Genomic DNA, 24,241 nt, shown 5'->3' with positions numbered 1-24,241 from the left:
AACGATTTCCCACTATTATGAGTGTTGTCGATGGACTGAGTCCACTGAGTCCTACGCCCGGGCGCAGAGCCCGAGCCCGGCGCCCGCGGGGCGGCTTATCCGCCCCGCCCGGTGCGCGCGCACCACCCCACCCCTTGATCAACTTTCGCCTTTGTAAGGAGGCTTGTCGTGTCCGCACGCTCAGATTCGGCCCCCGGCGGGCGCTCGGGCTCCGCCGAGGAGCCGGTAGAGCTGGTCATCAACTGGGGCCTGGGGCGGCACTCCAGCGCCTACCTGGCGCGCATCCTCACCGACCCGGCCGCTCACGGCGTCGACCCCGCCCGCACCGTGGTGCTGCACATGGCCGTCGGCAGCGAGTGGCCCGACACCGTCGCCGACTGCGAGCAGCACCTGCTTCCCGAGCTGCGCCGCCACCAAATGCGCCTGGTGCAGGTGGCGCGGGCCGGTCAGCTGATGCGCGACGGCATCGAGGTCCTGGACGACTCCCGCGACCCGCAGCGGCTCATCACCCGCGGCGGCTGGACGCTCTGGGACGAGCTGGAGCTCAACGGCACCGTGCCCCAGCAAGGCGGGCCGCGGCTGTGCTCGCTGCGCGCCAAGGCCGAGGTCGGCGACCGGTGGATCCAGCAGTCCCTGCCCGATACCCCGTTCCGGCAGGTGATGGGCTTCCACGCGGACGAGGAACGCCGCGCAGCAAGCGATCGCCGACACAGCCGCAATCCGCGGCGGCTGCCCGCCTTCCCGCTGATCGAGTGGGGGTGGGACAACGACCAGTGCGTGGCCTTTCTGCGCGACCGGTTCAGGATCGAGTGGAGGCCCTCGTACTGCTTCTTCTGCTGCTTCCCCGTATCCATGGGTGCCCTCCCGGCGCACCTGCAGCGGATGCGCGCCTACCCGGAAATCGCCGGGCGGGTGCTGCGGCTGGAGTACACCGCGACGCGGCTCAACCCGCGCGCCCGGCTGTTCGGCGATCGCAGCCTGCTCCAGCTCTTCGACCCGGCCGCGGCCGCCGACCGGCCGGTGCTGGAGGCCTTCGCCGCCGAGCTGGCCGATCGCGACTGGGCGGTCTACCGGGTGCGGCGCCTCCTGCCGGTCAGCGAGAAGAACCCGACCAGGCGCGCACCGGCGCTGCGGTCGGTGCGCCGGCAGGACACCGGCGGGCGGGCGCAGATGCGGCGGATCGTCGAGGACGTCGCCAACCGCCGGCGGCTGCGCCTGGAGGTCGACCCGGTGTACGGATCGGCGCGCGCCTGGGTGCGCGAGCGCGGGCCGGTGCTGCCGACGGGCGAGGAGTTCGAAGTCAGCACGCCCGCCGTAGTGCAGGACAAGGAGCAGGACCGGTTCGCGGCCGAGTGGGCCGCGCATCTGCTGATACGGCAGCCGTACCCGCGGCTGGACGAAACGCTCGCGCCGGAGACCTCCGCCGAAATGGAGGAGGACCGGTGACGGCCACCCCAGAGCAACTCGCCCTCACCGAAGCCGTGGGCTGTCGTTGCCACTTCGAGCACCCGCACGGCTGGCGCCGGCGGCGCGACGGCGGCTTCGAGCAGCGCCGCTACCTGGTGCGGCCCATCCCGCACCCGCTCGCGCGCCGCTTCATCCAGGAGAGGCACTACAGCAGGTCCTGGCCGGCCGCGCGGTTGAGCTTCGGCCTGCTCGACGGCACCCGCCCGCGCTGGCCGGAGGAACAGTTGGTCGGTGTGCTGGTACTCGGTGTACCCATGCACCCGCGGGTGCTGACCAGGCCGTTCCCGCGGCTGGAGCCGTACGCCGAGTCGCTTGAGCTGTCGCGGCTGCTGGTATTGGACGAGGTACTGGACAACGCCGAGTCCTTCCTGGTGCGCCGATCGTTCCGGCTCGCCGCGCGGGCGGGGGTGCGGGGAGTGGTGGCGCACAGCGATCCGCACCCGCGGCTGCGTCGCACCGGCGAGGCGACCCATGTGGTCTTCCCGGGCCACACGGGCACGACGTACCAGGCGTCCGGGATGAAGTGCTTCGGCCGTACCAGCGCCCGAAGCGTGGTGCTGCTGCCGGACGCCACGGTGCTCACCGACCGGGCGATCAGCAAGGTTCGCGCTGGGGAACCGGGCGGCCGCGGCGTGGAGCGGCGGCTGCTGGCCTTCCCCGGCGCATGGCCCCGCAGCCATGGCGAACCGGGCGGCCGGTGGCTGGCCGCGGTCCTCGACGCCATCGGCGCCAGCGTGCTCCGCCACGGCGGCAACTACCGCTACGCCTGCGCCATCGGCCCGAACCGCACCCGGGTCGTGATCGACCTGACGCCGTGCCCGTACCCCAAGCGTCACCACGGCGGCCTCGGCGCGCCAGCCGTCATCCGCGGCGGCCACGCCGTGTAGCCGGTCACCTGCTCCGGCAGTTCCCTGCCCGGCCTACGGCCGCGATCACTGCGCGACCCAACGACCGAGCCCGGCCGCGGGCCCAGGGCAGCAGCCCCGGGCCCGCGCCCCTCTCCAGCGCTCCAGACCGGAAGGAGCCGAGCCCATGCCTGCCTCCGAGCAGCTCCCCCTGCCGTCGTTCGATGACACGCCCTCGGACCAGAACGTATCCGGACCTCGGCGGCGCAAGTTCCTGCTCAGTGCGGGAAACGCCGACCTGGCTCGGCACGGCATCTACACCTGGTCCCTGCCCGCACTAGAAGCACGGCTTCCCGACGGACGGCGGATCGTCACCTGTCCCTCCGCCGACGCCTGCGACGAGGTCTGCTACGCCCTGGCCGGCACCTACCGTTGGCGGCCGGTGCTGGCCGCCCACACCCGCAACCTGGCTCTGGTGGTCGACCACCTCGACCGTTTCGAAGAGCTGATGACTCGTGAGCTGCGGCGCTCCCGGCGCTACGCCGTGCGCAGGGACCGTCCGCGGGTGTTCGTCCGCATCCACGACGCCGGGGATTTCTTCAGCGACGCCTACCTCAAGGCGTGGCTGCGAATCATCCGCAACACGCCCGAGCACATCGTCTTCTACGCCTACACCAAGGAAGTCCGGCGCTTTCGCCGCCTGGTGGAGCCGGATCCACCACCGGCCCACCGGTTCCGGTGGATCTACAGCACCGGCGGCAAGCACGATGCGCTGATCAACAGGGAGACCGACCGGCATGCCGAGGTCTTCGCGCACTCCTCCCAGATCAGCGCGGCCGGCTACTACGACCAGGCCGACTCCGACCTGCTGGCCGTGATGGGGCCCAGCAACCGGGTGGGCATGGCGGCGAACAACATCGCGCACCTCAAGGCTCGCCTGAACGGCGGCACCCTCGGCGAGCTCCAGGCCCGCCGTGCCGGCCAACGTGCGGCGACACGCGCTCGAAGGCGCCAGGCAGCCGACCGGGCGAACGCTGCCGTGCACGAACCCGACCCGGCAGAAGCCACCCCCAAGGAGGAATCCCTGTGATCGCCAACCAGCTCGACGGCACCTACCCGAAGCCCAGCCCCGCCGAGATGAGCGCGCCGCCGGCACCGTCCGGCCCTGTGCCAGACCTGAGCTTCTACGATGAGCTCGCGCCGCAGCTCTCCGGCGGCAAGGACAGCGCGCTGATGCTGTGGCTGCTGATGGGTGCCGCCCGCTCGGCTGGCTTGGTGCATCGCGTGCGTACGTATCACGCCTCGCTGGGGCTGCTGGATTGGCCTACGGTTTCCTTCGACGGGCGGCGGTGGCTGGGCGCGGCCGAACTGGCTGCCGCGCAGAGCGCCTTCTTCGGCGTGCCGGAGGGGTTGCACGTCGAGGCCACCCGCACCAAGCGGGGGGCGGACGGGCAGCGCACGCCCCACTGGCTGCTGACCGAGATGGCCGCCTACGGCCGGTTCCCGCGCGGCGGTAGTCGGTATTGCACCAAGTCGGCCAAGGACTCGGTGATCTCGGCGGTGTGGACGCCGACGGTGACCGACCGCAGCCGGGAGCTGGGTCGGCCGTACCGGATCCTCAAGATCATGGGGATGCGGCGGGATGAGAGCCGCTCGCGCAGCTTGCTGCCCGTCTTCCGCACCGTCGTGGACAACCGTGCCCGGCGCGTGGATGAGTGGCTGCCGGCGCTGGAGTGGTCGACTCCGGCGGTCAAGGAGTGGTGCGAGTCGTATCCGATCGCCCGGCACTGGACGTACGACTCGTATCCCGGCGCCGGGGACTGGGCAGGCACCTCCCGCTGCTCGTGCAGCTTCTGCGTGTTCGCCTCTCGTCGCGACCTGCTGCTGTCGGTTGGCCGTCGGCCCCGGCTGGCGGCCCTGTATGCGGAGGTGGAGGCAGTCCGTGGGGACACCTTCACTCCGCGCCTGCGCTTGCACGACCTGATCCACCAGGTCGAGCGGGGCGACGCCCCGGATCCAGGGCTGGTATGCGCCGACGACTCACCGGCCTTTGACGCTCTGGTCCGACAGGTGCGGGCCGCGCTCGTGCTGCCGCCGCGCAAACCGGTGGACCGCTCCCGCGACGCTGCCCTTTCCTGTACGCAGTGCGACGGCTGCATGTGAGCCGTACCTGGTTGGGCGGGCACGGAGGCGGATTGACGACACTGACGCTGTAGAGAACGGATGCGCGATGATGGAAGCCATGACACCTGTCACGGAACGGCTGCTGGAGCTTGCGGCTCTAGCCAAACGCACAGAAGACGGCGGCGAGCTGTACCGGCTGCTGCGGGAGGGACACCTGCTCTACCACCAGGGCCTGGCCGAGACGCGTCACGACGTTGCCCACCGCTACGAGGGCCGCGACGATCTGGCGGCGGCCTGCCGGCGGCAGGGCGTGCCGCGCGGTGCGGACGACACGAGCGGCGAGGCGGTGAACCTGCTGGCGTTCGCCCGGTGGGCGCAGACGCCGGCGGCGCTGGCCTTCGACGACCTCGCCGAGGACGCCGCCCGCCGCGGGGTGTGCCTGCTCCCCGAGAGCTGAGGCTCACCGCGGCGTGCTCCCGGTGCAGCGCATGACGACCGTCGGCGGCCTGGTGAGCTTGCTGTCGTGGACACCGTACGGCCCCGAGTAGCAATCACTTCGAAACCTGGCAGGGTTCTGGACCCCACGCGCCTCCTTCTGCCATTATGAGCCTTCGAGGGTCGAGGGTCGGCCCTCTCACCCCGCTCATGTTGAGGTAGCCATGCCCGCCCGCGCTCAGCTTGTGAACGCTCGCCAGATCGGTGAGGAGTTCGGGCTGAGCACCAAAACGGTCAACCGCCTGCACACCCAACGCTCCGCCACCGGCTTCCCGACGGCGGCGGAGCGGCGCGGCCGAACGCAGTACTGGCACCGCGATCGGGTCGCTGCCTGGTTTGCCGAGCGTGAGATCCCCGGACGCCGACTGCAGCAGCTGGGCACGGCGGTCGCCGACGGTGATCCGGACGAGCTGCTCAACGCCAGTCAGGTGGCCCGGCTGCTGGGCTACAAGAACCCCAACCAGATCACCACCTACCTGAGAGAGCACCCCGGCTACTTCCCGGAGCCCGACGAGGTCGACCTGCTGGGGACCCAGGAGAACCCCCGGCGGCGGCTGCGCTGGCGACGACGGACCATCGCCGCGTGGCTGACCGAACGACCGGGCAAGGGCAAGCGCACGGGCTCCGCCCGGTCCGCGAACCCACTGCCGGCGGTGGCCCGGGACGGGGACCCGGACGAATTGCTCAACGCAACTCAGACCGCGGCCCTGCTTGGATACAAGAGCCTCAACTCGTTCTCCAGCTCCCTCTCGCAAGGCAACCTCCCGCTGCTCCAGGAGGCCGACGAGTTCCAGCACGATCCCAGCGGCCGGCCGCGACGCCGCTGGAAGCGCCGCCGGGTGCTTGAGCAGGACGCCCAGCGCAGACACACGTAACACAACCCCAGGCTGCTTCACCCGCGGTCTGGCACAAACGCGGCTCCGGTCCGGGTTGTTGATGCCCTGGCAGGCCGGATGTCCGCCCGATGGCCGGCATGGAGGGACTACCACCCCCTCCCCGCGGCGGTGGCGTTGCCGCCGCCGCGGACCGGCCATGCGGCCCCGGCGGCGACACCAACGTTGATGCAGTGCCCGGTCGCGGGCGGCGCGGCGGCCGCCAAGCGCACGTGGCGATCGCGCGCGGACCTCAAGGAGACCACCGGCCGACGCCCGGCATCGGCGACGAACTCGCCGCCCGCGACCACGGCCCAGAGCGACAACGACAAGGGCGAGAAGGAGAACTCGACGTGAGTGAACTGAACCTGTTCACCGGCACCGTGCACGGCGACCCCGAGCTGAGGTACACGCCCGATGGTGATGCCGTCGCCCGCTTCCGGCTGCGCTGCGACCCCGTCTTCGACGAGGCGCTCGGCCGGTGGTGCGACATCGAGTCGGGGGAGCTGATCTGCACCACGTGGCGGGCCCTGGCCGAACACGTGACGGAGTGTCTCGTCGACGGCGTTCGCGTGCTCGTCACCGGTGAGCTGTGCGCGATGAAGCTGCACGGTGAGCCGGTGGCGAACATCGAGGCCGTCGACGTCGGGATCAGCCTGACCGACCGCATCGCCTACACCGAGGCGGCCTGGCCCGCCGAGCACCCAGCGCGCGGCCCCGTCGAGGAGCCGGATGCGGCTGCCGCCGCAGCGCGGCCGGATGCCGAGGAGCAGGCCCCTGCCGAGGGCCCCCGGCAGGACAACGTGTTCCTGCTCGCCGCCCGAAAATACCTCGCCGACCCCGCCAACTTCCACGTCGCGTAGTCCGTCATCGTGCCTGCCCGTCGGCCGGACCGGCAGGGCGGGCACGGTGGCCGGCGGGTGTTCAAGGGCCGCGGCCGGCTGCAGGGCGGCGGTCAGTCCTGGATCCGGCTGAGGCGGCCACGCAGGCGGTCAAGCTCGACCTCGATCTGTCCGAGCAGGGTCTCGACGGCGTCCGTTGACGGTGCCGATCCCAGGGCGGTGTGGATGGCGGCGTCGCGGGCGTGGGCGAGAACGGCGCCGAGTTCGGCGATGACCCGCCCCTCGCCCGGGGTCAGGCTCGCGACCAGCTCGCAGGAGAAGCCCCGGCCAGCGGGCTCGGGCTGACGGTCGGCTGCGTGCGGCATGGTGACGCCTCCTTCGGAGCAGTGGGCGTCCCGCGGCGCCGAGGGTCGAGAACAGTCGCCGGGGACGGGTTCGCGGCTGCTATCCCAGCGGACGCTCATGACCGGAATCGTCACCGTGGTGCCTGCGCGTCGATCACGATCCGCTCACAGCACGGGTGCGCACAGCCCGTTGCGTACGCGCGTCCGGGCGGTGCGCAGTGGTGTGGGAGTGCGCAGCCCGGGCTCGGGTGCGCAGCAGTGCGCGGCCGCCCGTTCCTTGGGTCAGGTGGTGCGCAGTTGTCCGGTGCGCACCGCGGGTGCCGCGCCCGGTCGCCGCGGGCTGCGTTGCTTCGGCAGCCGCGCGCCGGCCGGGCGTGGTGAGCGCGTGCTGGAGGTGCTGTGGGCCCGTGGTGAGGAGCGGCGCAGCGTTATTACCACGGTGCTCGGCGTTGTTACCACCGCTGGTCGTAGCGGTTTCGTGATGTCAACGGGGTGACGGTGGCAACGAATCCGGTGACGGTGCGGGGGTTTCCTCAGGTGATCGATGTCCGCGAATTGCCTGATGGGAGCTGTGATGACCACGCTGTCCCGGGGACGCGGCCGCCGCCAGGCGGCCGATGAGCCCTCTGATTCTCCGGCCGCCGAGCCGCGGCGGCTGACGGCCGCGCGGCGCCGTGTGGTGCTGCTGCGCGCGGCCACGTGGACCGCACTCGCCGCGGGTCCGGTGGCGCTGCTGCTGTCGCTGGGAGCCCCTTCGGCTCCGGCCACGGTGGCGGTTCCCGAGCGGGCGGCGCCGGCTGCGCGTCCGGTGGATCCTGCGGGCTACGCCGAGGTGTTCGTCGCGCTGTGGCTGCGCAGTGGCGAGGAAGGTGCGGCTGCGCACGCGGAAGCGGTGGCCGCGATGGCGCCGGATGTGCAGTTGCCGACCGTGAGCGTTGCGCAGCCGGAAATCGAGCGGGTTGCCGCGGTGCGCAGTGTGGCGCTGCGCAGCGGCTGGTGGTCGGTGACCGTGGCCGTGCAGGCACACGGGGCTGGGCTCCGTTACTTCCAGGTGCCGCTGGTCGCCGGCGGGCGTGCGGGTGAGGCCGGTAGCGGGGCGGTGAGCGTCGCGGCGGCGCCGGCCGAGGTCGCGGGCCCGCGCGCGGTGGAGGTGCCCGAGGGTCCGTACGGGGAGGCAGTCCCGGCTTCGTCGCCGGCCGCGGCCAGTGTCGAGGAGTTCCTCGGGGCGTACCTGACGGGGCTGGGTGAGGTGGAGCGGTACCTGGCGCCGGGCACGCGGCTTTCGGCGGTGGGTGCTCGCCCGTACCAGGAGGCGACGGTCGAGTCGATCGCGGCGGACGGTGACGCGGCGGCCGCGGGTCAGGTCCCGGCGGATGGCACCCGGGCGCGGGTGGAGGTGCAGGTCCTCGCCGTCGACGAAGCCGGGCAGTGGCCGCTGACGTATCACCTGGCGCTGTCGGCCCGGGACGGGCGCTGGGAGATCGCCGCCTTGGAGGCCGGGCCGCAGACCACCGCGGCCGGCACCGACGCTGCGGGCACCGCGGTGCTTCCGGGAGGTGCGCGGTGAGGGATGTGGTGCTGGCCGGGCAGCTCAAGGATCTCGGCGACGGGCTGCTGTCGATGTTCACGGGCTGGGCGCCGAAGGCGTTGCTGGCGGCCCTGGTCCTCATCGTCGTCGTGAAGATCATTCAGAAGTTCTCGATGAAGGCGGGCATCGGCGCCCTGCTGGGGCTGGCCCTGTGCCTGGGCATCTACGAGTCCCGTGACGATCTCGCCGACATGTTCAAGGACGAGATCAACAACCCCAACGGTGCCGGGATCGTGCAGCCGAAGTCCGGCGGGGGCGGTGAGCTGGCGTGAGCGAGCCGCGGATGCGCATCGGCCGCTCCTACACCCGCGCGCGGCGCCACCCTTGGGTGCTGGGCAAGCTCGGCGACTGGACGCTGCCGCTGGGCCCCTACACCCCGGCGCAGTTGGTGGTCGCTGGCGGCGGGCTGTTCGTTTTGGTCAAGACGTTCGAGTGGTGGCGGATCTTCGGTCCGATCCCGGTGGCGGTCTGGGCGGCGGCGATCTGGGCGGTGCGCAGTGCACGTATCGGTGGGCGCAGCCCGGGCGCCGCGGTGCTGGGGGCGGCGGTGTATCTGCTGCGGCCTCCGGGGGGCCGGATCGCGGGGCGGGCGGCGAAGGACCGGCGGCCGCGGCTGATGCTCGGAGGGCTGGTGGTGGAGCACACTGCCGCGCCGCACGCCGCTGGCGGGGCGCGCGCCGGCGGCGGTGCCGGGCGGCGTCCCCGCGGCGAAGGGGCGGGGCAGCCGGTTTCGGTGCCCCGGCCGACGGCGTTGCAGCAGTTGCTCGTCGGCGGGGGTGGTCGGTGATGCGGGTGGCGATGCGGCACATCGTCGACAACCTGGTGTGGTCGGTCTCCGGCACGGTGTGGGCGATCTGGCGGCTGGAGCCGGTCGGCGGCCGCTACGTCTCGGTGCGGGAGCGGGAGGAGGTGCTGGCCCGCACGACGTCGCTGGTGCGCTCCCTGACCGGCACGCCGCGGGTCTTCTCGCTGTGCGCGCAGATCGATCCCGGGGAGGTCGTGGCCCGCCAGGTCGACGGGGTGAACCTGGCCGGCTGCCCGCGCTGGGCGCAGACGGCGCACGCCCAGTTGGACATGTTCACCGGGGTGGAGATGCACCAGCGCACCATGTGGCTGGCGGTCCCGCTGGCCTCGCCGGGGCGGAGGGCGGATGTCTCCGCGGCGCTCCACTCCACGTGGGCCGAGCTGTCCACGCTGCTGGGCATGCCGCCGGCGCCGGTGCGCGGTTCGGAGGTCGCCGCGTACCGCAAGCGGGCCCAGCAGTTGGCGGCCGGGCTGGGGTCGTTGCCGCTGCGGGCGGCCACGCCGGCGGAGATCGTGTGGATGCATCAGCACGCGGTACACCGCGGGCTGGAGGAGCCGCTGCTGCTGCGGGCCGAGCGTTCCGTGCAGCGCGGCTCCCGCCTGGCCGGCGGGCAGTTGGTGTCCACGTCGTACGCGGATCTGGGTACGGTGCGCCTCGCCGAGGGCGGGCAGGCCGCGGCGGGCGCCGGTGAAGTTGACGAGGGCGCCGACCGGGATGAGGTTCCGCCCGGGGGGCAGGGCGGCCGGGGCCTGTGGTGGCGGCGCAAGGCGCCTTCTCCGCTGATGCGGCGCTGGCTGCAGGTGGAGTGCGAAGCGGGCACCGGCTACCAGGCGCAGTTGGTGCTGGCGGAGATCCCGGCGGCGGTGCCGGCCACGGCTGCGGATGTGCTGGCGCAGTTGGAGGCGCTGCCGTTCGCCGTCGACGTCGTCATCGACATGCAGTTGGTGCCGGCCGACACCGCGCAGGCCCAGGTGCGTCGCAAGAAGCGCGAGCTGGTCGACCAAGCCGAACAGTACGGCGCGCACACCACCGGGCTGCCGGAGTCGCTGCACGACGCCGCCGGCGAGCTGGGGGAGCTGGGCGCCCGGCTGTCGCGGTCCTCGGTCGAGGTCGAGGTGCAGTCGACGACGGTGCTGACCGTGTGGGGGCCCACGGAGCGGATCTGTGAGGAGCGGGCCCGCACCCTGGCCGCGTGGCTGTCGGGGATGGACTACCGGGCGGTGCGGCCGGTCGGCGCCCAGGAGCAGTTGTTCACCCTCGGGCTGCCGGGCACGGCACCGCCGCTGAGCGTACGGGAGTGGCGCCAGCATCAGCTCTCCGAGGACTGGGCGATGTCCGGCGCATTCACCACCACGACCGTCGGCGATCCCACCGGGGCGATGCTGGGGATCAGCCTGGATGCGGGCACGGTCCGGCCGGTGCTGGTGAATCTGGCGAACGCGCCGAAGCAGCACGCCTCGGCGTCGATGGGGGTGATCGGCGAGCTCGGCGCCGGCAAGAGCGTGGTGCAGAAGATGCTCACCGCGGCCGTGGTGGACCGCGGCGGCCGCGCGATCGTCATCGACCGCACCCCGATCAGGGAGTGGGCGCGGTTCGCTTCCACCGCGGCGGCCGGCGACTGCCAGGTCATCGACGCTGCCCGCGCCGAGCTGAGCATCGACCCGCTGCGGGTGTTCGATCCGGTCGTCGGCGCTCACTACGCCCTGTCGTACCTGACGCTGCAGTTGGGCGTCGGGCCGATGTCCGCGGCCGGCGCGGTCCTCAACCGCGCGGTCAAGCTCGTGGCCGCCGGCCCCCGGCCGTCGATGGCCGCGGTGCTCGCCGAGCTGGCGACGATGGCTGACGGATCCGGCACCACCCGCGCCGACGAGGCCGCGACCATGGGGGATCTGCTGCGGATCGTCGCGGACAACCCGCTCGCGGCGATGGTGTTCGACGACGCGCTGCCGCCGGTGTCGCTGGAGGGAGACCTCAGCTCCGACTTCGTGGTGGTGACCACCGCCGGGCTGACGCTTCCGCCGCGCGAGGCGTTCGGCAACCCGGAGATGCTGCGGCACCAGCCGCTGGAGGCCCTGATCGGCCGCGCGGTGCTGTACCTGATCGCCGCCATCGCCCGGCAGGTCGCCTTCCAGAACCCGGAGCGGTTCTGCGCGATCGCCCTCGATGAGTGCTACTGGCTGACGTCCTCGGCTGAGGGCCTGGCCCTGGTCCACGAGGTCGTCCACGACGGCCGCAAGCACGGCGCCGGCGTGATCCTGGGCAGCCACGACGCCGAAGAACTCGGCGACACCACGGTCCGCGCGCTGCTGGCGTACAAGGCGCTGCTGCGTACCACCGACCCCACGCTGGCCGCCCGCGGGCTGGAGTTCCTCGGGCTGCCCACGGACGACGAGGACCTGATCCGGCTGGTGACCACCGGGCTGTCGCCGGTCGGGAAGGCCGACCGGCTGGGCGAGATGCTGCTGCGTGATCCGCGTACCCAGATCGGCCGGGTCAAGGCGCTGGTGCCGCCGGTCGCGCGGATCCAGGAGGGCATCTTCACCACCCCGGGCGAGACCGCCGCCGCTCCTGCGGCCGGTGGCGCCGGGACGCCGGATGCGGACGGGCAGGAGGGGCCAGGTCCGGTGGAGCTGGACAAGACGGCCGGCACGCCGCGCACCTCCACGTCGCGGGCGCGGGCGCGGGGGTGAGGGGGGTGCGGCGCTGGCGGGTGTGGCTGCGGGTGCGGAACCTGCTGTGGGTCGCGGCGATGACGATGCTGTTCTGGATCGTCTCGGCCGTGACCACCTGGGCCGCCGCCAAGGACAAGCCCAAGGGCCAGTCCGGCGGACTGCTGTCGCCGTTCAACGTGAAGTCCTCCGAGGGCATCCCGCTCGACCACTACACGCTGGTCTCCGACCCCGGCGGGCTGACCGAATTCGAGGACAAGGCGCTGTCCTTCCTGATGGGCGGCATGTTCTCGCTGGTGCGGATCTTCATCGGGCTGATCTGCTGGCTGATCGACTGGGTGTACCGCTTCCCCATCGTCTCTGCGCTCACGGTGCAGGCGCAGAAGCTCGCCGACGCCTACAACACCTACGTCGTCAAGGCGCTGGGCCTGGAAGGGCTGATGCTGGCGTGGGCGTTCGTCTTCGGGCTGATCCTGGTGATGCGCGGCAAGGTCGGCCGCGGCCTCGGTGAGATCGGCCTGACCCTGGTGCTCGCCGCGCTGGCTTCCAGCGCGCTGGTGCGGCCCGACGTCATCTTGGGCCAGGACGGGCCCGTACAGCAGTCGCAGCAGGCGTCGCTGGAGATCGGGGCGATCACCGCGAGCGGCGGCAAGGCACCGCCGGCCAGCCCCGAGCCGGGCGACATCTCCGAGCCGACCCGGGACCTGCTGACGAAGATCTTCGTCGTCCAGCCGTACCAGTTGCTGCAGTACGGCGAACTCCTCGATCACAAGAGCGAGGAGTACGAGGTCCACAAGAAGATCCTCCAGCTCGGCGGCCCGGACTTCGAGGACAAGGGCGACGGGCTGAAGAAACAGTGCGCGACCATGGGGTCCTCCTGCCCGGACGACTTCACCCCGTCGAAGGAGAAGTGCGAAAAGCGCTTCGGCGGAGACGACCCGGTGTGCAAGGACGCCAGCAACCCGACCAGTTGGCAGAACCTGAGGGACCGGCTGGAAGACGCCGACCGTGAGGACCTGGCCGAGTACCTGAAGGACCCGACGTGGGACCGGACGTTCTCGGCGCTGCTGCTGCTCATCGCGGCCGGGACCGCCGGGCTGATGGCCTTGTCCATGGCGTTCGCGCACCTGGGCGTGCAGTTCATCGTGGTGTGCGCCGCGATCATGGTGTATCTGGTGCTCGCCTGGGCGATGCTGCCCGGCCCGAACCGGCAAGCCGTGTGGAAGTGGACCGGGGTGTTCATTTCCGCCGTCGCGGTCATCTTCGTCGTCTCGCTGGCCATTCCGCTGTACGGGCTGGGCACCGAGCAGGTCCTGACCGACACCAACGACGGGGTGCTCGTCACCCGCATGCTGATGGTCGACGCCATCGCGATCGCCGCGCTCGCCTTTCACCGGCGGCTGCGGACCGCGGCGTCCAACGTCGGGCAGCGGTTCGCTGACCGGATGCGGTGGGCGCGGGTCGGCGGCACCCATCTGCACGGTGACGACGCCGCCCGTACCGGGATGGCGATGTCGGCGGCGATGGCTCCGTACCTGCAGCAGGGCGGCGGTGCCGGCACGCGGGGCGGGGGGATGTTCTTCGGGGGCGGGGGCTCGCCGGAGCACGCGTCGTTGATGCGGCGCAACAAGATGGCCGCGCATCTGGGGGCGATGACGGGTGCGGCGGGGATGTCCGCGCACTCAGGCGGTCTGCTGGCCGCGGCCCGGGGGGAAGCGCGGCTGGGGCTGGCGCCGTTCGGGCTGGCGGCCCGCGGGCTGCAGCAGTTGGCGATCGGCAAGCCGCTGTCGCCGGAGAAGCTCGCGCGGATGCAGCGGCCCACGGGACAGGGTGGGCCGATGGTCGTCGACGACCGGGGGGAGATCCTGCGGGATCCGTCCGGCGGCTTCACTCCGATCGGCGACGCGCTGCACAACAGGCTGATCACCACCCGCGCCGGGAGGATGCTCGTGCGCGGCGGTCAGGTCCTGGAGGGGGCCCAGGCGGTGACCGTCGGGCTGCCGAGGACCTGGCACCGGGTGCGGACCGGGCAGACGCAGATGCAGCGGTACTGGGGTGCGCAGCTCGCGCACGGCCGTCAGGCCGACCAGCGGCAGCAGGAGGAGCATGACGCTGGCCGGGAGGACATGGCCCGGGCCGGCAGGTGGATTGCCGATCAAGGGATGCGCGGCTACACCGCCGCGCAGGTCTACGGCGGCGATCTCGCTCGCAACGCCCGCGACACGGCGGTCGCCGCGAGCATCTTCGTCAGCTCGCCAGGCACGTCGAGCACCGGGCCGTCGGCGCCGTCGACGACGCAGTCCGCCGAGGCCGACCGTGAGGCCCGGGCGCAGGCGCAGATCTTCGATGAGCTGATGCGTGCTCAGCGCGCGACCTGGGACGACCCGCCCACCTGGGGCGGTGACGGCTCGTGAGGAAGCTGGGCTGTCTGGGCGTCCTCGTCGTCGCCGGCGTCCTCGCGCTGTTGATCGCGGTGCAGTTCGCCGAGGAGCCGGCGGCGAACACGGAGACGGCGGCGTCCGCCGCCGGGGTCCCGCCGCGGATGATGGCCGCCTACCAGTACGCGGTCGACCAGGTCGCCGAGGCCGTGCCCCGCTGCCGCGGGATGCGCTGGCCGGTGCTGGCCGGGGTGGCGCAGATCGAGTCGAACCAGGCCCAGGGACGGCGCGTCAGCCCCGACGGACAGGTGCGGCCGCGGATCATCGGCCCGGCCCTGGACGGCTCACCCGGGGTGCGCCGTATCAGCGACACCGACGGCGGCCGCTGGGACGGCGACAGCGAACTGGACCGGGCGGTGGGCCCGTTCCAGTTCCTGCCCGCGACGTTCCGCGCCGTCGACGACCGCGCTCCGGTGCGCGATCCGCACGACGTCGACGACGCCGCGCTGGCGGCCGCGGTGTACGTGTGCGGCGACGGGCGGAACCTGGCCGACGACTCGCAGTTGCGCAGCGCGCTGTTCGCGTACAACAACTCCTCGATCTACGTCGATGACGTCATGGGGTGGATCCGCTCCTACGACGCGCTCGCCGACACCCCGCCCGACGGCGCCTCCGAAGGGGCGCAGACGGTGATCGACGCGGCAATGTCCCAGCGCGGCGTGCCGTACTCCTGGGGCGGGGGCACCGCGAGCGGCCCGTCGCACGGCGTGTGCTGCTCCGGCGGAGGGCAGGACGGCTCGAAGGTCTTGGGCTACGACTGCGCGGGGCTGACCGAGTACGCCTACGCCCGCGCCGGGGTCCGGCTGCCGCGGCCCGCGTCGGCGCAGGCCTCCGTGGGACGGCGTATCCCCGCGTCCGCCGGCATGGCCGCCCTGAAGCCGGGCGACTTGGTGTTCTTCGCCTACTCACCGGGCCGTGACGCCTCCATCCACCACGTCGGGATCTACCTGGGCCGCGGCAAGATGATCAACGCGGCGCGGCCTGGCACGCGGGTGCGTGTCGAGCCGGTGTGGGATTCCGGATTCGCCGGAGGGGCCCGAGTGCTATGACCCCAGACCGCTCTGCCCGTTCCGGCCGGCCGCTCCTCGGGCTGCTGACCGCCGTGTGCCTGGCCGCCGGCGGCGGGTACCTGCTGCACTCCGCTGGAGCTGAGGGCCGACCCGCGGCCGCGCCGGGCTCGTCACCGAGCTCAAGCCCGGCGGTGGAGTTGTCTGCCGAGCAGGGCCCCCGCGCGCGCGGGCCGCGGCCGCCGGGCGGAGCCGCGGAGAACGGGCCAGCACCGCGGCCCACGCCGACCGCGATCCGGACCGGGGTGCCGCTGCCCGGCGACGGCCAGGCCGCCGACGAAGAGATCCAGCAGGTGCTGGAGGACTCGTGGCCGGCCGACTTGCCCGCTGCTGACGAGCGGCAGTTGCTCGCCGACGGGCGGCGGCTGTGGCGGGCCGACGTGACCGGCGACGGCCGCGGGGCGTGGCCCGGCTTCTTCTCCGGCACCGCGGCCGCGCCGAGCCGCACCTACACCGGCGTGCGGCTGCAGGCCGCGATCGCACGCCGGGCCGGCGCCGGGACGGCGGTGGTCCACCTGGTCTGGTCCGGCCGCGAGGTCGGCGGTCAGGCACGCGATGGCCGCGTCAGCGACATCTACTTCACCGATGCGGAGGAAGACGGCTCATGGACACCGAAGCGATGACCCAGCAAGCGGCCGGGGCCGCGTCGATGTGGTCGACTCTGGTCGGCTGGTGGCAGGGCACGGCCGCGGCCGGCCGGTGGCTGGAGGACCACCTGGTGTGGCTCACAGTTGCGTCCGTCCTGCTGTGGCTGGTGGTGGAGCTGGTGCGCAGGCGACTGGGGGAGCGGGCCATCAGCCGCCGGGTGCACCTGCGGCTGACTCCCTCACGTCGGTTCAGCCCCGAGCTCGAACACATCCTGCGGTTCGGGTGGCAGGCGACCCGGGCCGCCGGCGCCGGACCGTGGTGGGCCCCGCGCATGGCCCGCACGGTGCGGATCCGGCTCCGTGCCGATGGCCACTCCGCGCTGGAGTACCACGTCGAAGGCCCGGCGCAGGCCAAGCATCTGCTGGCCATCACCCCCTACGGACGGCAGGTCAGCGTAGAGCCGACCCACCCGCGGCGAGATCTGCCACGCACGCACGTGGTGCGTGCCCAGTTCACGCTGCACGGCCACCCTGGGGCGCAGTTGCGGGAGGTGCCGTTGGACCCGGATCCGCTGCAGCCGCTGCTGGATGCGCTCGCGGACATGCAAAGCGAGCTGGGCGATGTAGCGGAGGTGTGTCTGGATCTCTCCCCGGCGCCCCGTTGGCGAGTAGCGGCGTACCGGTGGCGGGTGCTGGCCGGAGCCCGTGCCAAGGCCCGTGAGCAGGCCCGCCGGGATGCCCGCCAGCTCGCCCAGGATGCCGCGCTGCTGGAGGACTCGCTGACCTATCAGCTCGCCCGCCTGGGCCAAAACGGCTCCGGGGCGGCGCACCGGCGGATGCTACTGCCTCCGCTGCCGCGCGTGGATCGCACCAAGGCGCTGGGCAAACTGGTAGAGGACAACACGCTGGTGCGCATCCAACTGCTGGTCCGTTGCGCCTCGAACCGGGCCGGGCGAGCCGAGCGGCGCCTGAGGCAACTGGAGGCGGCGCTTGATGTCTTCGGCGCCCGCGCCCGCTTCGCCCACAGCGCCCTTCGCATTGGGCCGCTGCTGCTGGGGCCCAACTGGGGGCCGCTGCGCCGCGACTTCGACCGTCGCTTTGCCACCGGCCTGATCCGGCCCGGGCGCACTGACTGGGCCAGCATCGATGAACTCGCCGGGCTGCTCAAGCCGCCGACAGCCGCGGCCCATGTGCCGGTGTCCCCGGCCGAGATGCCCCGCTACCGCCTCGGCGCCAAGGACCTGCTGCCCCAGGGCTTCTACCGCGGGCCGGACGGCCGCGATCACCTGTTGGCCACGTGGGAGGCCGAGACATACTTCGAGACCGCCTCCGGCAAATCCCGCTGGGGCAAGACGGAACGGGCCTTGGTGCAGGCGGTCGCGGTGGCGTTGGGCGGCCGGGGCCTGGCCTTCGTCGACCCGCACCGCGACACCTGGGACCGTGCTCTGCCCTTCCTGGCGCATCCCGAGATCGCCGAGCGGCTGTGGCTGGTGGACATGACTGCTCGCGGCCGCCACCCGCGGTTGCCGTCGTGGAATCCACTGGACATGAGAGGCCGGCCGGCGCAGCACGAGGTGGTCGCCGCCGTCCTGGACGCCATCGCCACCACGTTGGGCTGGGACGACTCCAGCCACCCGCGCGCCACCACCATCTTGACCAAGGCCGTTGAGGCGCTGTGCGCCGTCAACGCGGCCGCCGTGGCCGCCGAGCGACCGGATGCCCAGGCCACGCTGATGCAGATCCGGCCGCTGCTGACCTCCGCCGCCTTCCGCGGCCTGGTCCTGGACCGGTTGGAGGATTCCGCGGCGCGCTGGTGGGCGACCACGTTCGACCAGTTGCCCGATGATGCGATGACCCCGGTGCTCAACCCGCTGGATCGCCTGGCAGCCAACCCCGTCACCCGGGCCTTCCTGGGCAGCCCCACCGGCGGCTACAACATCCGCACCGCGATGGATACCTCGCGGGTGGTGTGGATCTGCACCCCCGGCAGCGGGCCGACCGATCGTCTGGTGGTGGCGCTGCTGGTGCGGGATCTGCTGCGCACCGGGCTGGCCCGCCGCGCCGTCCACCCCACCCGGCGCCGCCCGTTCCGCGTGTACCTGGACGAGCTGATCACCCTGGACGGGGCGGCCGCCACCTCCCTGGCGGAGATCACCGAGCAACTGGGCAAGTTCGGGGTGAGGTTGCACGGGATGACGCAGCTGCTGCACCGGCTGTCCGGTCCGGTGCGCGCCGCGCTGATCCAGAACGCGTCCACCCTTTCCACGACTGCGGGAAGCATCGACGCGATCCGGCCGATCACCGCCGAATGGGGTGATCGCGTCGATCCCGGCGAGGTCGCTGAGCTCGACCGCTTCTGCCACTGGGCCAGCTTTACCGTCGGCGGTCGGCGCATCGGCCCGCTGCCGATCCGCGGCCCGGAGCTCACCGAGGTCTACGGCCCGCTGCGCCAACCGACGAGAGCGGTCGCTGAGGCGGAGAAGCAGGCGCACCGCAACGTGCACGCACAGACGCTGCATCAGCTCACCAGGGCTGCCGGCGTCCAGGAGGCCGTGGTGGCCGACTTCCTGAACCCCGGCCGGCCAGTCCGGCTGGCCAAAGGCGGTCCGCACGGCCACGACGGGAAAGGCAGCACCATCCAATGACCACCCCTCACCCGACCGTACCGGCGCCGGCCGCGCCGGTCAGCGAGCCCACCGCCCGCCGACTGATCGCCGTGCTCTACCAGCACCGGATGGCCACCACCGCCCAGTTGCTCGCCCTGCACTCGGTCAGTCGCTGGGTGCTGATGGACACCCTCAACCAGCTCCGTCGCGACGATCTGGTGGATCGAACCGGGCTGCGCCAGCGCGGCCGCACCTGGGTGTGGTTCCTCACCCCCGCTGGGGTCGACGCCGCTGCCGGCTGGCCGGAGGTCGCCGTCCGTGCCCGCTACACACCCGTCACCCCCGCCACTGCCGCCTTGCATAGCGCGCACACCCTGACCGTGCTGCGCTGTCACCTGGCGTTCACGGCCGACGCTGCGGCGCGGGGCGACGAGCACGGGCCGCTGGACTTCATCCCCGAGGTCACCCACCGGCTGCCCGATGTGGGCGATGAGCGGCTGCGCCCCGACGCACTGCTGTACTACACCGTGAACGACGCTGGCGGTGGGCGCAGCCAGATGCGGGCCTTTATCGAGGTCGACCGCGGCACGATGGCCTCCGAGCGGCTGGCCCGCAAACTGATCAGCTATGCGCGGTTTTACCATCATCGGCCCATGCCGCCGCCGGGGCGACGACCCGTCGCGGCCGCGCAGACAGCGCTGCCGACCTGGCAGCACTTCTACCCCCGCTATCCGCGGGTGTTGATGGTCCTCACCGGCACCAGCTCGGTGACCCATCGCAACCGGGTCAACGACCTGATGGCCATGGTCGCCGGCCACCCGCTGGTCGCCGCCTTCGCCAAGGTCGTGCCGCTCGGCGCTGCCCGGCTGGAGGAGCTGGAGACCCACGGCGCCCGCGGTCCGGTGTGGATGCCGCTGGATGGCCGAGGCGAGCCGACGTCTTGGACCGAGCTGTGAGCGGCCTTGACGCCGCGGCGTGTGTGATGCGGCTGAAGCTCAAGACCCCGGCGCACAAGCTGGTCCTGCTCGCGCTGGCGATCCGCGGGCCGGAGCTCAGCGAGTTCTTCGGGTCCATCGCCGAGTCCAAGCAGCGGGCCGCGGGCGCGGAGAAGCAGGCCCGCGGCAACACCCGGGCCCAGACCCTCACGCAGTTGCACAAGACCGCACGCGGCCAGGAGCAGGTGGTGCGCCGTTTCCTCGGCGCCGGCCGGACGCGGTTGAGCAAGACCCCCACGAGCGCGAAAGGCAGCGACTTGAAGTGATCACCTCCCTCACGCATCCTCCCGCTCACCAGGGCGGTAACGGGCTCGCTCACCGGCTGCTCGCCGTGCTCTACCAGCACCGGATGGCCACCACCGAGCAGCTCCACCGGATGCACCCCGATGTCTCGTCCCGGCGCGCCCTGGTGCACGCCCTCGCACGTCTGCGGAGCCAGCAGATGGTCGACCGGGCCACGCTGCCCAAGCCCGGACGCTCGCGGGTGTGGTTCCTCACCGCTCCCGCTGCGGAGTTGGCCGCCGGCTGGCCCGAGGTCACCGAACGTGCCCACTACACCCCGGTCACGGCTGCCGCGGCCGCGTTGCATTCCGCGCACACCCTGACCGTGCTGCGTACGCATCTGGCGTTCGCGGCTGACGCCATCGTGCGCGGCGACGAGCACGGTCCCATGGACTGGCTCCCCGAGGTCACCCACCGGCTGCCGGACACCGGCGACGACCGGCTCGGCCCGGATGCGCTGATGTACTACACCGTCAGCGCCCCGCGGGCCCAGCTCCGCGCGTTCATCGAGGTCGACCGCGGGCTGATGGCCAGCGAGCGGCTGGCGCGCAAACTGATCGCCTACGCCCGCTTCTTCCACCGCTCCCCCGCCCCGCCGCCGGGCCGCCGCACGACCACCGACCAGCAGACGAACCTGCCGACGTGGCAGCACTTCTACCCCCGCTACCCGCGGGTGCTGTTCGTTCTGACCGGCACCGGCCCCGTGGGGTGGCGCAACCGCGTCAACGACCTGAGGGCGATGGTGTCGGGGCATCCGCTGGTCGGCTCCTTCGCCGAGCGGGTGCCCGTGGCCGCCGCCCGGCTGGAGGCGATCGAGGAGTACGGGGCCCGCGCGGCGGTGTGGACCCCGCTGCACGGCTGCGGCGGCGATCCGGTGTCCTGGACGGAGCTGTGAGCGGCGTCGCGGCGACCGCGTACGTGATGCGGCTGCGGCTGAGGACCCCGGCGCACAAGCTGGTTCTGCTCGCGCTCGCTTCCCGCTGCGACGAGGCGTATAGCTGCTACCCGTCGCGCGGGCTGATCGCCGCGGAGGCGCTGATCAGCCCGGAGCGGGCCAAGACCCTGCTGCGGGAGCTGCGCCGGGACGGCTACGTATCGGCCCGCGAGCGCAGGCGCGGTAACCGCTCGAAGACGTCCAACCGCTACTACGTGCACGGCCCGTGGGACGGCTGGGACGGTCGCGGTACCCCGTTCGAGGAGATCGACCGCCCCGGCGGCAAGGAGGACCGCTACGCCGCCGTGCACGACGGCGCCTTCCACCCCGGCGTGCGGGCCGGGGCGGGAGGGGTCGTGGACAACCCCTCCCGCACAACGGGTGATTCGGACATCGCGGCGGCGGGGGCAGGGGTTGCTGGCGACCCCTGGGAGGGGTCGGCGGCAACACCCTCGGTGGGTATCACCGGCGACCCGTCCAGAACCGACCATGAGGAACCCACCAGAAGAACAGGTCGTACGGACGTCCGCAGGACCGCTGCGGATGGCTATAGCACCGGCAGCGGCACGTCGGGCGGCGGCCGGGGCGGGGCGGTGCGCGTACGGCCGCGGCGCCGGCCGCCCGGCTTCGAGGAGGTGGCCGCCGCGCTTCCGTGCGCGGTCAGGCCCGCTCCCGGGCGCCGGCTGGCGCCCGCCCTGGTACGGGCGATCTGCGAGGCGCTCGCCGGCGTGCCCGGTGCTGTGCCGGGCAGCTACCGGCTGCCGCCGCGCACCGCCGAGCAGTTGATCGCCCGGATCAACCGGCGCTGGCACCGGGCTGGCGGCGACGAACGCAGCCGGCCCGACTACCGCGGCGACGACCGGATCCGCCGCCCGGTGGGCTACGTCGCCGAGCTGCTCACCGCCCAGGAGTGCCCCGACCCCTCGTGCGAGGACGGCCAACTCCTCGCCTCCGGCGCGGCGTGCGGTGCCTGCCGCGAGCGGCGCGCCGACCAGCAGGCCGCCAAGCGTGCGTTCAGCGGGCTCGCGGCACGGCTCGACGCATCGCCTACGGCGCCCCCCGAGGAGGGGGCCGCGGCCGGAACGGATCCCGAAGGGAGGGAGGTTGCATGACGGCATCGATTTGTCGCTTTGGATTCTTCGACGCGAATTCCCGAAGCGTCACCACCGAATGGAATTTCAGAACGCGAACGAATATCGGTGCACTACACCCCTATTTGCGCATTCGTCACCGCTGCGCATTGCCTCACCAGGCAAAAGGCCCTTGGGAACCGATCAGACGTCGCGTAGCGTGCTTTCACCAACACGCCGTAGCGACCGCATTACGCCCGCAACGGGTAAGCGCCTGCTGGCCTTTCGCCAGACGCCCCGGGCGCGGAGACAGGAGGGGTCATGAGAACGTCACGCACGCAGCCGTCTCGGGCCTGCCTCCGACGCGCCCGGCCCGCGGGCCGGGGCGTGCCGGTCGCCGCCGGGCGCCCTGCGCATTCTGAACGGAGACGCGGCAGCGGGCAGCGTACGGCTCCTCGACCATCACGATTGACACTGACGGCCACGGTTCTGTCACCATAAGTCATCAACTCGGCCGCTGCGATGACGGTCTGTCACACCGCACGCCGGTCAACGGTCAGAGATTCAAAGGCATGTGCCACAGGCACGTTGCCCCGCCCGCCCACGACTTGACGTCAGCCCTCAGCACGAAGGAACGGCTCACGATGAACCAAACCCCGGTCGATTCGCCGACCCGCGGTCCGATCCGGCCGGCGTCTGTGCCCGGTATCTCGCCGCTGTCTCCAGGCCGCCGCGCGCGCCTTCGCGCACGGTCTGTCCAGGCCGTCTCGATGGCAGCAGCGGCGGCCCTGGCTCTGGGCGGTTGCAGCGACAACGAATCCCACGCCGACGAGGAGCCTAAGGCTCCGGCGTCGACGACCTCCAGTGCGCCGGCGAGCGCGGACCCGGCTGCGGCTGAGGAGAAGCAGGTGCTGGAGACGTACGCCGGCTACTGGGACGCGAAGTACACCGCGTACTCCAAGGCCAGCGCCAAGGGCACGAAGCTCAAGGAGTTCTCCACGGCGGAGGCGTTCTCCAAGCTCAACCTCGTGTTGAGGGCGCTGGACCGCGATGGGCAGGTGGCGGTCGGCGAGCCGGAGCATCAGCCCGAGGTCGCCGATCTTGACCTTGAGGCGAAGATTCCGCAGGCGCGGATCAGCGACTGCCTGGACGTCTCGGACTGGAAGCTGGTCGACCGCACGACGCGAGAGCTCATCGAGCCGCCGGAGGGCCGGCGAACGGAGTTTCTGTCTGTCGTGACTATCGAGAAGTGGGGGAAGAGGTGGCTGGTCATCAAGGACGAACCGCAAGATCGCCCCTGCTAGCGGGGCTCGCCACAGCACTGCTGCTGTCGCTGCTCGCGGTGGGAATGCCCGGGCCGGCGTCCGCGCAGGACGAGCCTGGCGGCGGGGGAAGCGCTGGGAAGTGCACGACGGCCCTCGCGGAGTACTGCGTCGGCGCCTGGGACGACTCCCGGCAGCCCGGAAGCAGCGGGGGCGGCGACAGCGGCGGCAAGCAGCCCGCGGGAGGCAGCGGCGGCTCGGACGACGAGTCCGGGATCTCCACGTGCATCACCAAGCCGATGGACCCGCAGCCCCCGGCCGGCAGCGACTACTGGGACGGTCACGATCCCAGTGACGGCAAGGTCTACATCACCGAGTGCCTGTCCGGCCGGGGCCGGTGGGGCTCACCGGGCACTCTGGACATCTTCTTCTCGGCCCAGGAGCCCGAGGAGGACGAGCCGGCGATCGACCCTGCGGTTCTGGCGCAGCAGGCCATCGACAGCATGCTGCTCAAGGGCCCGGCCATCGGGATCGTGCCGGAGCCCGGCAAGACGGGCCTGTTGGGGATGCCGGTGTGGATGTGGACCGAGACCGGCCCGTCCACGTACGGCCCGACGTCGGCAACGGCATCGGCCGGTGACGTCACGGTGACCGCGACCGCGCGCGTGTCGAAGATCGTGTGGGAGATGGGCGACGGCTCGACCGTCACGTGCGAGTCCGCCGGCACCCCGTACAAGTCCTCGTACGGCAAGCGGAAGTCGCCGGACTGCGGCCACCTGTACGAGGAGAGCTCGGCGGGCGAGCCCGGCGGCGAGTTCACCGTGACCGCCACCTCCACCTGGGCGATCGAGTGGGAAGGCGGCGGCGAGTCCGGCACCGACAGCGAGGTCCGCACCTCTGAGGTGCAGATCCAGGTCGGCGAGGCGCAGGTCGTCGGCTAAGCAGCAAG

23 protein-coding genes are annotated in these 24,241 nt (G+C 72.1%); 22 read left to right on the top strand and 1 reads right to left on the bottom strand.

All coding sequences use genetic code 11. The features are described from left to right. Positions 1 to 168 precede the first annotated feature (168 nt). From FB457_RS33935 to FB457_RS33905, 8 genes are all read left to right on the top strand, one after another. Positions 169 to 1,446, top strand: coding sequence for a hypothetical protein (locus FB457_RS33935; protein ID WP_186462096.1), 1,278 nt, complete (start codon positions 169 to 171; stop codon positions 1,444 to 1,446). After that, positions 1,443 to 2,354, top strand: coding sequence for a Mom family adenine methylcarbamoylation protein (locus FB457_RS33930; RefSeq protein ID WP_145784484.1), 912 nt, complete (start codon positions 1,443 to 1,445; stop codon positions 2,352 to 2,354). Before FB457_RS33935 ends, FB457_RS33930 begins: the two co-directional genes overlap by 4 nt. Positions 2,355 to 2,499: 145 nt before the next feature. Continuing rightward, complete coding sequence (locus tag FB457_RS33925) at positions 2,500 to 3,402, top strand: GP88 family protein (RefSeq protein ID WP_145784482.1); 903 nt, start codon at positions 2,500 to 2,502, stop codon at positions 3,400 to 3,402. Continuing rightward, positions 3,399 to 4,475: an adenine nucleotide alpha hydrolase family protein gene (locus tag FB457_RS33920; RefSeq protein ID WP_145784480.1), complete on the top strand. Its 1,077-nt coding sequence runs from the start codon at positions 3,399 to 3,401 to the stop codon at positions 4,473 to 4,475. Before FB457_RS33925 ends, FB457_RS33920 begins: the two co-directional genes overlap by 4 nt. A 79-nt stretch (positions 4,476 to 4,554) precedes the next feature. After that, the gene (locus tag FB457_RS33915) at positions 4,555 to 4,893 is read left to right on the top strand and encodes a hypothetical protein (RefSeq protein ID WP_486589247.1); all 339 of its coding nucleotides are present in this window, start codon (positions 4,555 to 4,557) and stop codon (positions 4,891 to 4,893) included. A gap of 223 nt (positions 4,894 to 5,116) precedes the next feature. Further along, complete coding sequence (locus FB457_RS33910; protein ID WP_486589246.1) at positions 5,117 to 5,806, top strand: hypothetical protein; 690 nt, start codon at positions 5,117 to 5,119, stop codon at positions 5,804 to 5,806. A 186-nt stretch (positions 5,807 to 5,992) separates the two neighbouring features. Further along, complete coding sequence (locus FB457_RS35575) at positions 5,993 to 6,160, top strand: hypothetical protein (RefSeq protein WP_186462095.1); 168 nt, start codon at positions 5,993 to 5,995, stop codon at positions 6,158 to 6,160. After that, positions 6,157 to 6,666 (top strand): single-stranded DNA-binding protein, encoded by a 510-nt coding sequence (locus tag FB457_RS33905; protein ID WP_186462094.1) that lies wholly within the window; start codon positions 6,157 to 6,159, stop codon positions 6,664 to 6,666. Before FB457_RS35575 ends, FB457_RS33905 begins: the two co-directional genes overlap by 4 nt. A gap of 92 nt (positions 6,667 to 6,758) precedes the next feature. Here the strand turns inward: FB457_RS33905 and FB457_RS33900 are convergent, their stop codons facing one another. Beyond that, a complete protein-coding gene (locus FB457_RS33900) occupies positions 6,759 to 7,010 on the bottom strand; it encodes a hypothetical protein (protein WP_145784474.1) in 252 nt (83 codons plus the stop codon). 553 nt (positions 7,011 to 7,563) lie between these two features. On the opposite strand from FB457_RS33900, the gene FB457_RS33895 reads away from it, so the two are divergent. From FB457_RS33895 to FB457_RS33830, 14 genes are all read left to right on the top strand, one after another. Continuing rightward, the gene (locus FB457_RS33895; RefSeq protein ID WP_145784472.1) at positions 7,564 to 8,556 is read left to right on the top strand and encodes a conjugal transfer protein; all 993 of its coding nucleotides are present in this window, start codon (positions 7,564 to 7,566) and stop codon (positions 8,554 to 8,556) included. After that, positions 8,553 to 8,849, top strand: a complete 297-nt coding sequence (locus FB457_RS33890) for a hypothetical protein (protein WP_145784470.1) — start codon at positions 8,553 to 8,555, stop codon at positions 8,847 to 8,849. The genes FB457_RS33895 and FB457_RS33890 overlap by 4 nt, the downstream gene beginning before the upstream one ends. After that, complete coding sequence (locus FB457_RS33885; RefSeq protein ID WP_145784468.1) at positions 8,846 to 9,364, top strand: hypothetical protein; 519 nt, start codon at positions 8,846 to 8,848, stop codon at positions 9,362 to 9,364. Before FB457_RS33890 ends, FB457_RS33885 begins: the two co-directional genes overlap by 4 nt. Next, entirely contained in the window at positions 9,364 to 12,072 is a 2,709-nt protein-coding gene (locus tag FB457_RS33880; protein WP_145784466.1) for an ATP-binding protein, read from the top strand. The genes FB457_RS33885 and FB457_RS33880 overlap by 1 nt, the downstream gene beginning before the upstream one ends. Before the next feature lie 5 nt (positions 12,073 to 12,077). After that, positions 12,078 to 14,465 carry a hypothetical protein gene (locus FB457_RS33875; RefSeq protein ID WP_145784464.1) on the top strand — a complete coding sequence of 796 codons (2,388 nt, stop codon included), beginning with the start codon at positions 12,078 to 12,080 and terminating at the stop codon, positions 14,463 to 14,465. Continuing rightward, complete coding sequence (locus FB457_RS33870; protein WP_486589245.1) at positions 14,462 to 15,538, top strand: C40 family peptidase; 1,077 nt, start codon at positions 14,462 to 14,464, stop codon at positions 15,536 to 15,538. The genes FB457_RS33875 and FB457_RS33870 overlap by 4 nt, the downstream gene beginning before the upstream one ends. 263 nt (positions 15,539 to 15,801) lie before the next feature. Next, on the top strand, positions 15,802 to 16,179 hold the full coding sequence (locus tag FB457_RS33865; RefSeq protein ID WP_486589244.1) for a hypothetical protein: 378 nt from the start codon (positions 15,802 to 15,804) through the stop codon (positions 16,177 to 16,179). Continuing rightward, on the top strand, positions 16,161 to 18,788 hold the full coding sequence (locus FB457_RS33860) for a P-loop NTPase family protein (protein WP_145784462.1): 2,628 nt from the start codon (positions 16,161 to 16,163) through the stop codon (positions 18,786 to 18,788). Before FB457_RS33865 ends, FB457_RS33860 begins: the two co-directional genes overlap by 19 nt. Further along, positions 18,785 to 19,705 (top strand): replication-relaxation family protein, encoded by a 921-nt coding sequence (locus FB457_RS33855; protein ID WP_145784460.1) that lies wholly within the window; start codon positions 18,785 to 18,787, stop codon positions 19,703 to 19,705. The genes FB457_RS33860 and FB457_RS33855 overlap by 4 nt, the downstream gene beginning before the upstream one ends. Further along, a complete protein-coding gene (locus tag FB457_RS33850; RefSeq protein WP_145784458.1) occupies positions 19,702 to 20,010 on the top strand; it encodes a hypothetical protein in 309 nt (102 codons plus the stop codon). Before FB457_RS33855 ends, FB457_RS33850 begins: the two co-directional genes overlap by 4 nt. Further along, positions 20,007 to 20,921 (top strand): replication-relaxation family protein, encoded by a 915-nt coding sequence (locus tag FB457_RS33845; RefSeq protein ID WP_486589243.1) that lies wholly within the window; start codon positions 20,007 to 20,009, stop codon positions 20,919 to 20,921. Before FB457_RS33850 ends, FB457_RS33845 begins: the two co-directional genes overlap by 4 nt. Then, positions 20,918 to 22,072 carry a helix-turn-helix domain-containing protein gene (locus FB457_RS33840; RefSeq protein ID WP_145784456.1) on the top strand — a complete coding sequence of 385 codons (1,155 nt, stop codon included), beginning with the start codon at positions 20,918 to 20,920 and terminating at the stop codon, positions 22,070 to 22,072. Before FB457_RS33845 ends, FB457_RS33840 begins: the two co-directional genes overlap by 4 nt. A 728-nt stretch (positions 22,073 to 22,800) precedes the next feature. Continuing rightward, positions 22,801 to 23,334 carry a hypothetical protein gene (locus FB457_RS33835; protein WP_145784454.1) on the top strand — a complete coding sequence of 178 codons (534 nt, stop codon included), beginning with the start codon at positions 22,801 to 22,803 and terminating at the stop codon, positions 23,332 to 23,334. After that, positions 23,292 to 24,233 (top strand): ATP/GTP-binding protein, encoded by a 942-nt coding sequence (locus FB457_RS33830; RefSeq protein ID WP_486589242.1) that lies wholly within the window; start codon positions 23,292 to 23,294, stop codon positions 24,231 to 24,233. The genes FB457_RS33835 and FB457_RS33830 overlap by 43 nt, the downstream gene beginning before the upstream one ends. Positions 24,234 to 24,241 lie beyond the last annotated feature (8 nt).

It is taken from the genome of Streptomyces sp. CNZ287 (assembly GCF_007827615.1).
This window is presented reverse-complemented; position numbering and strand designations above follow the sequence as displayed.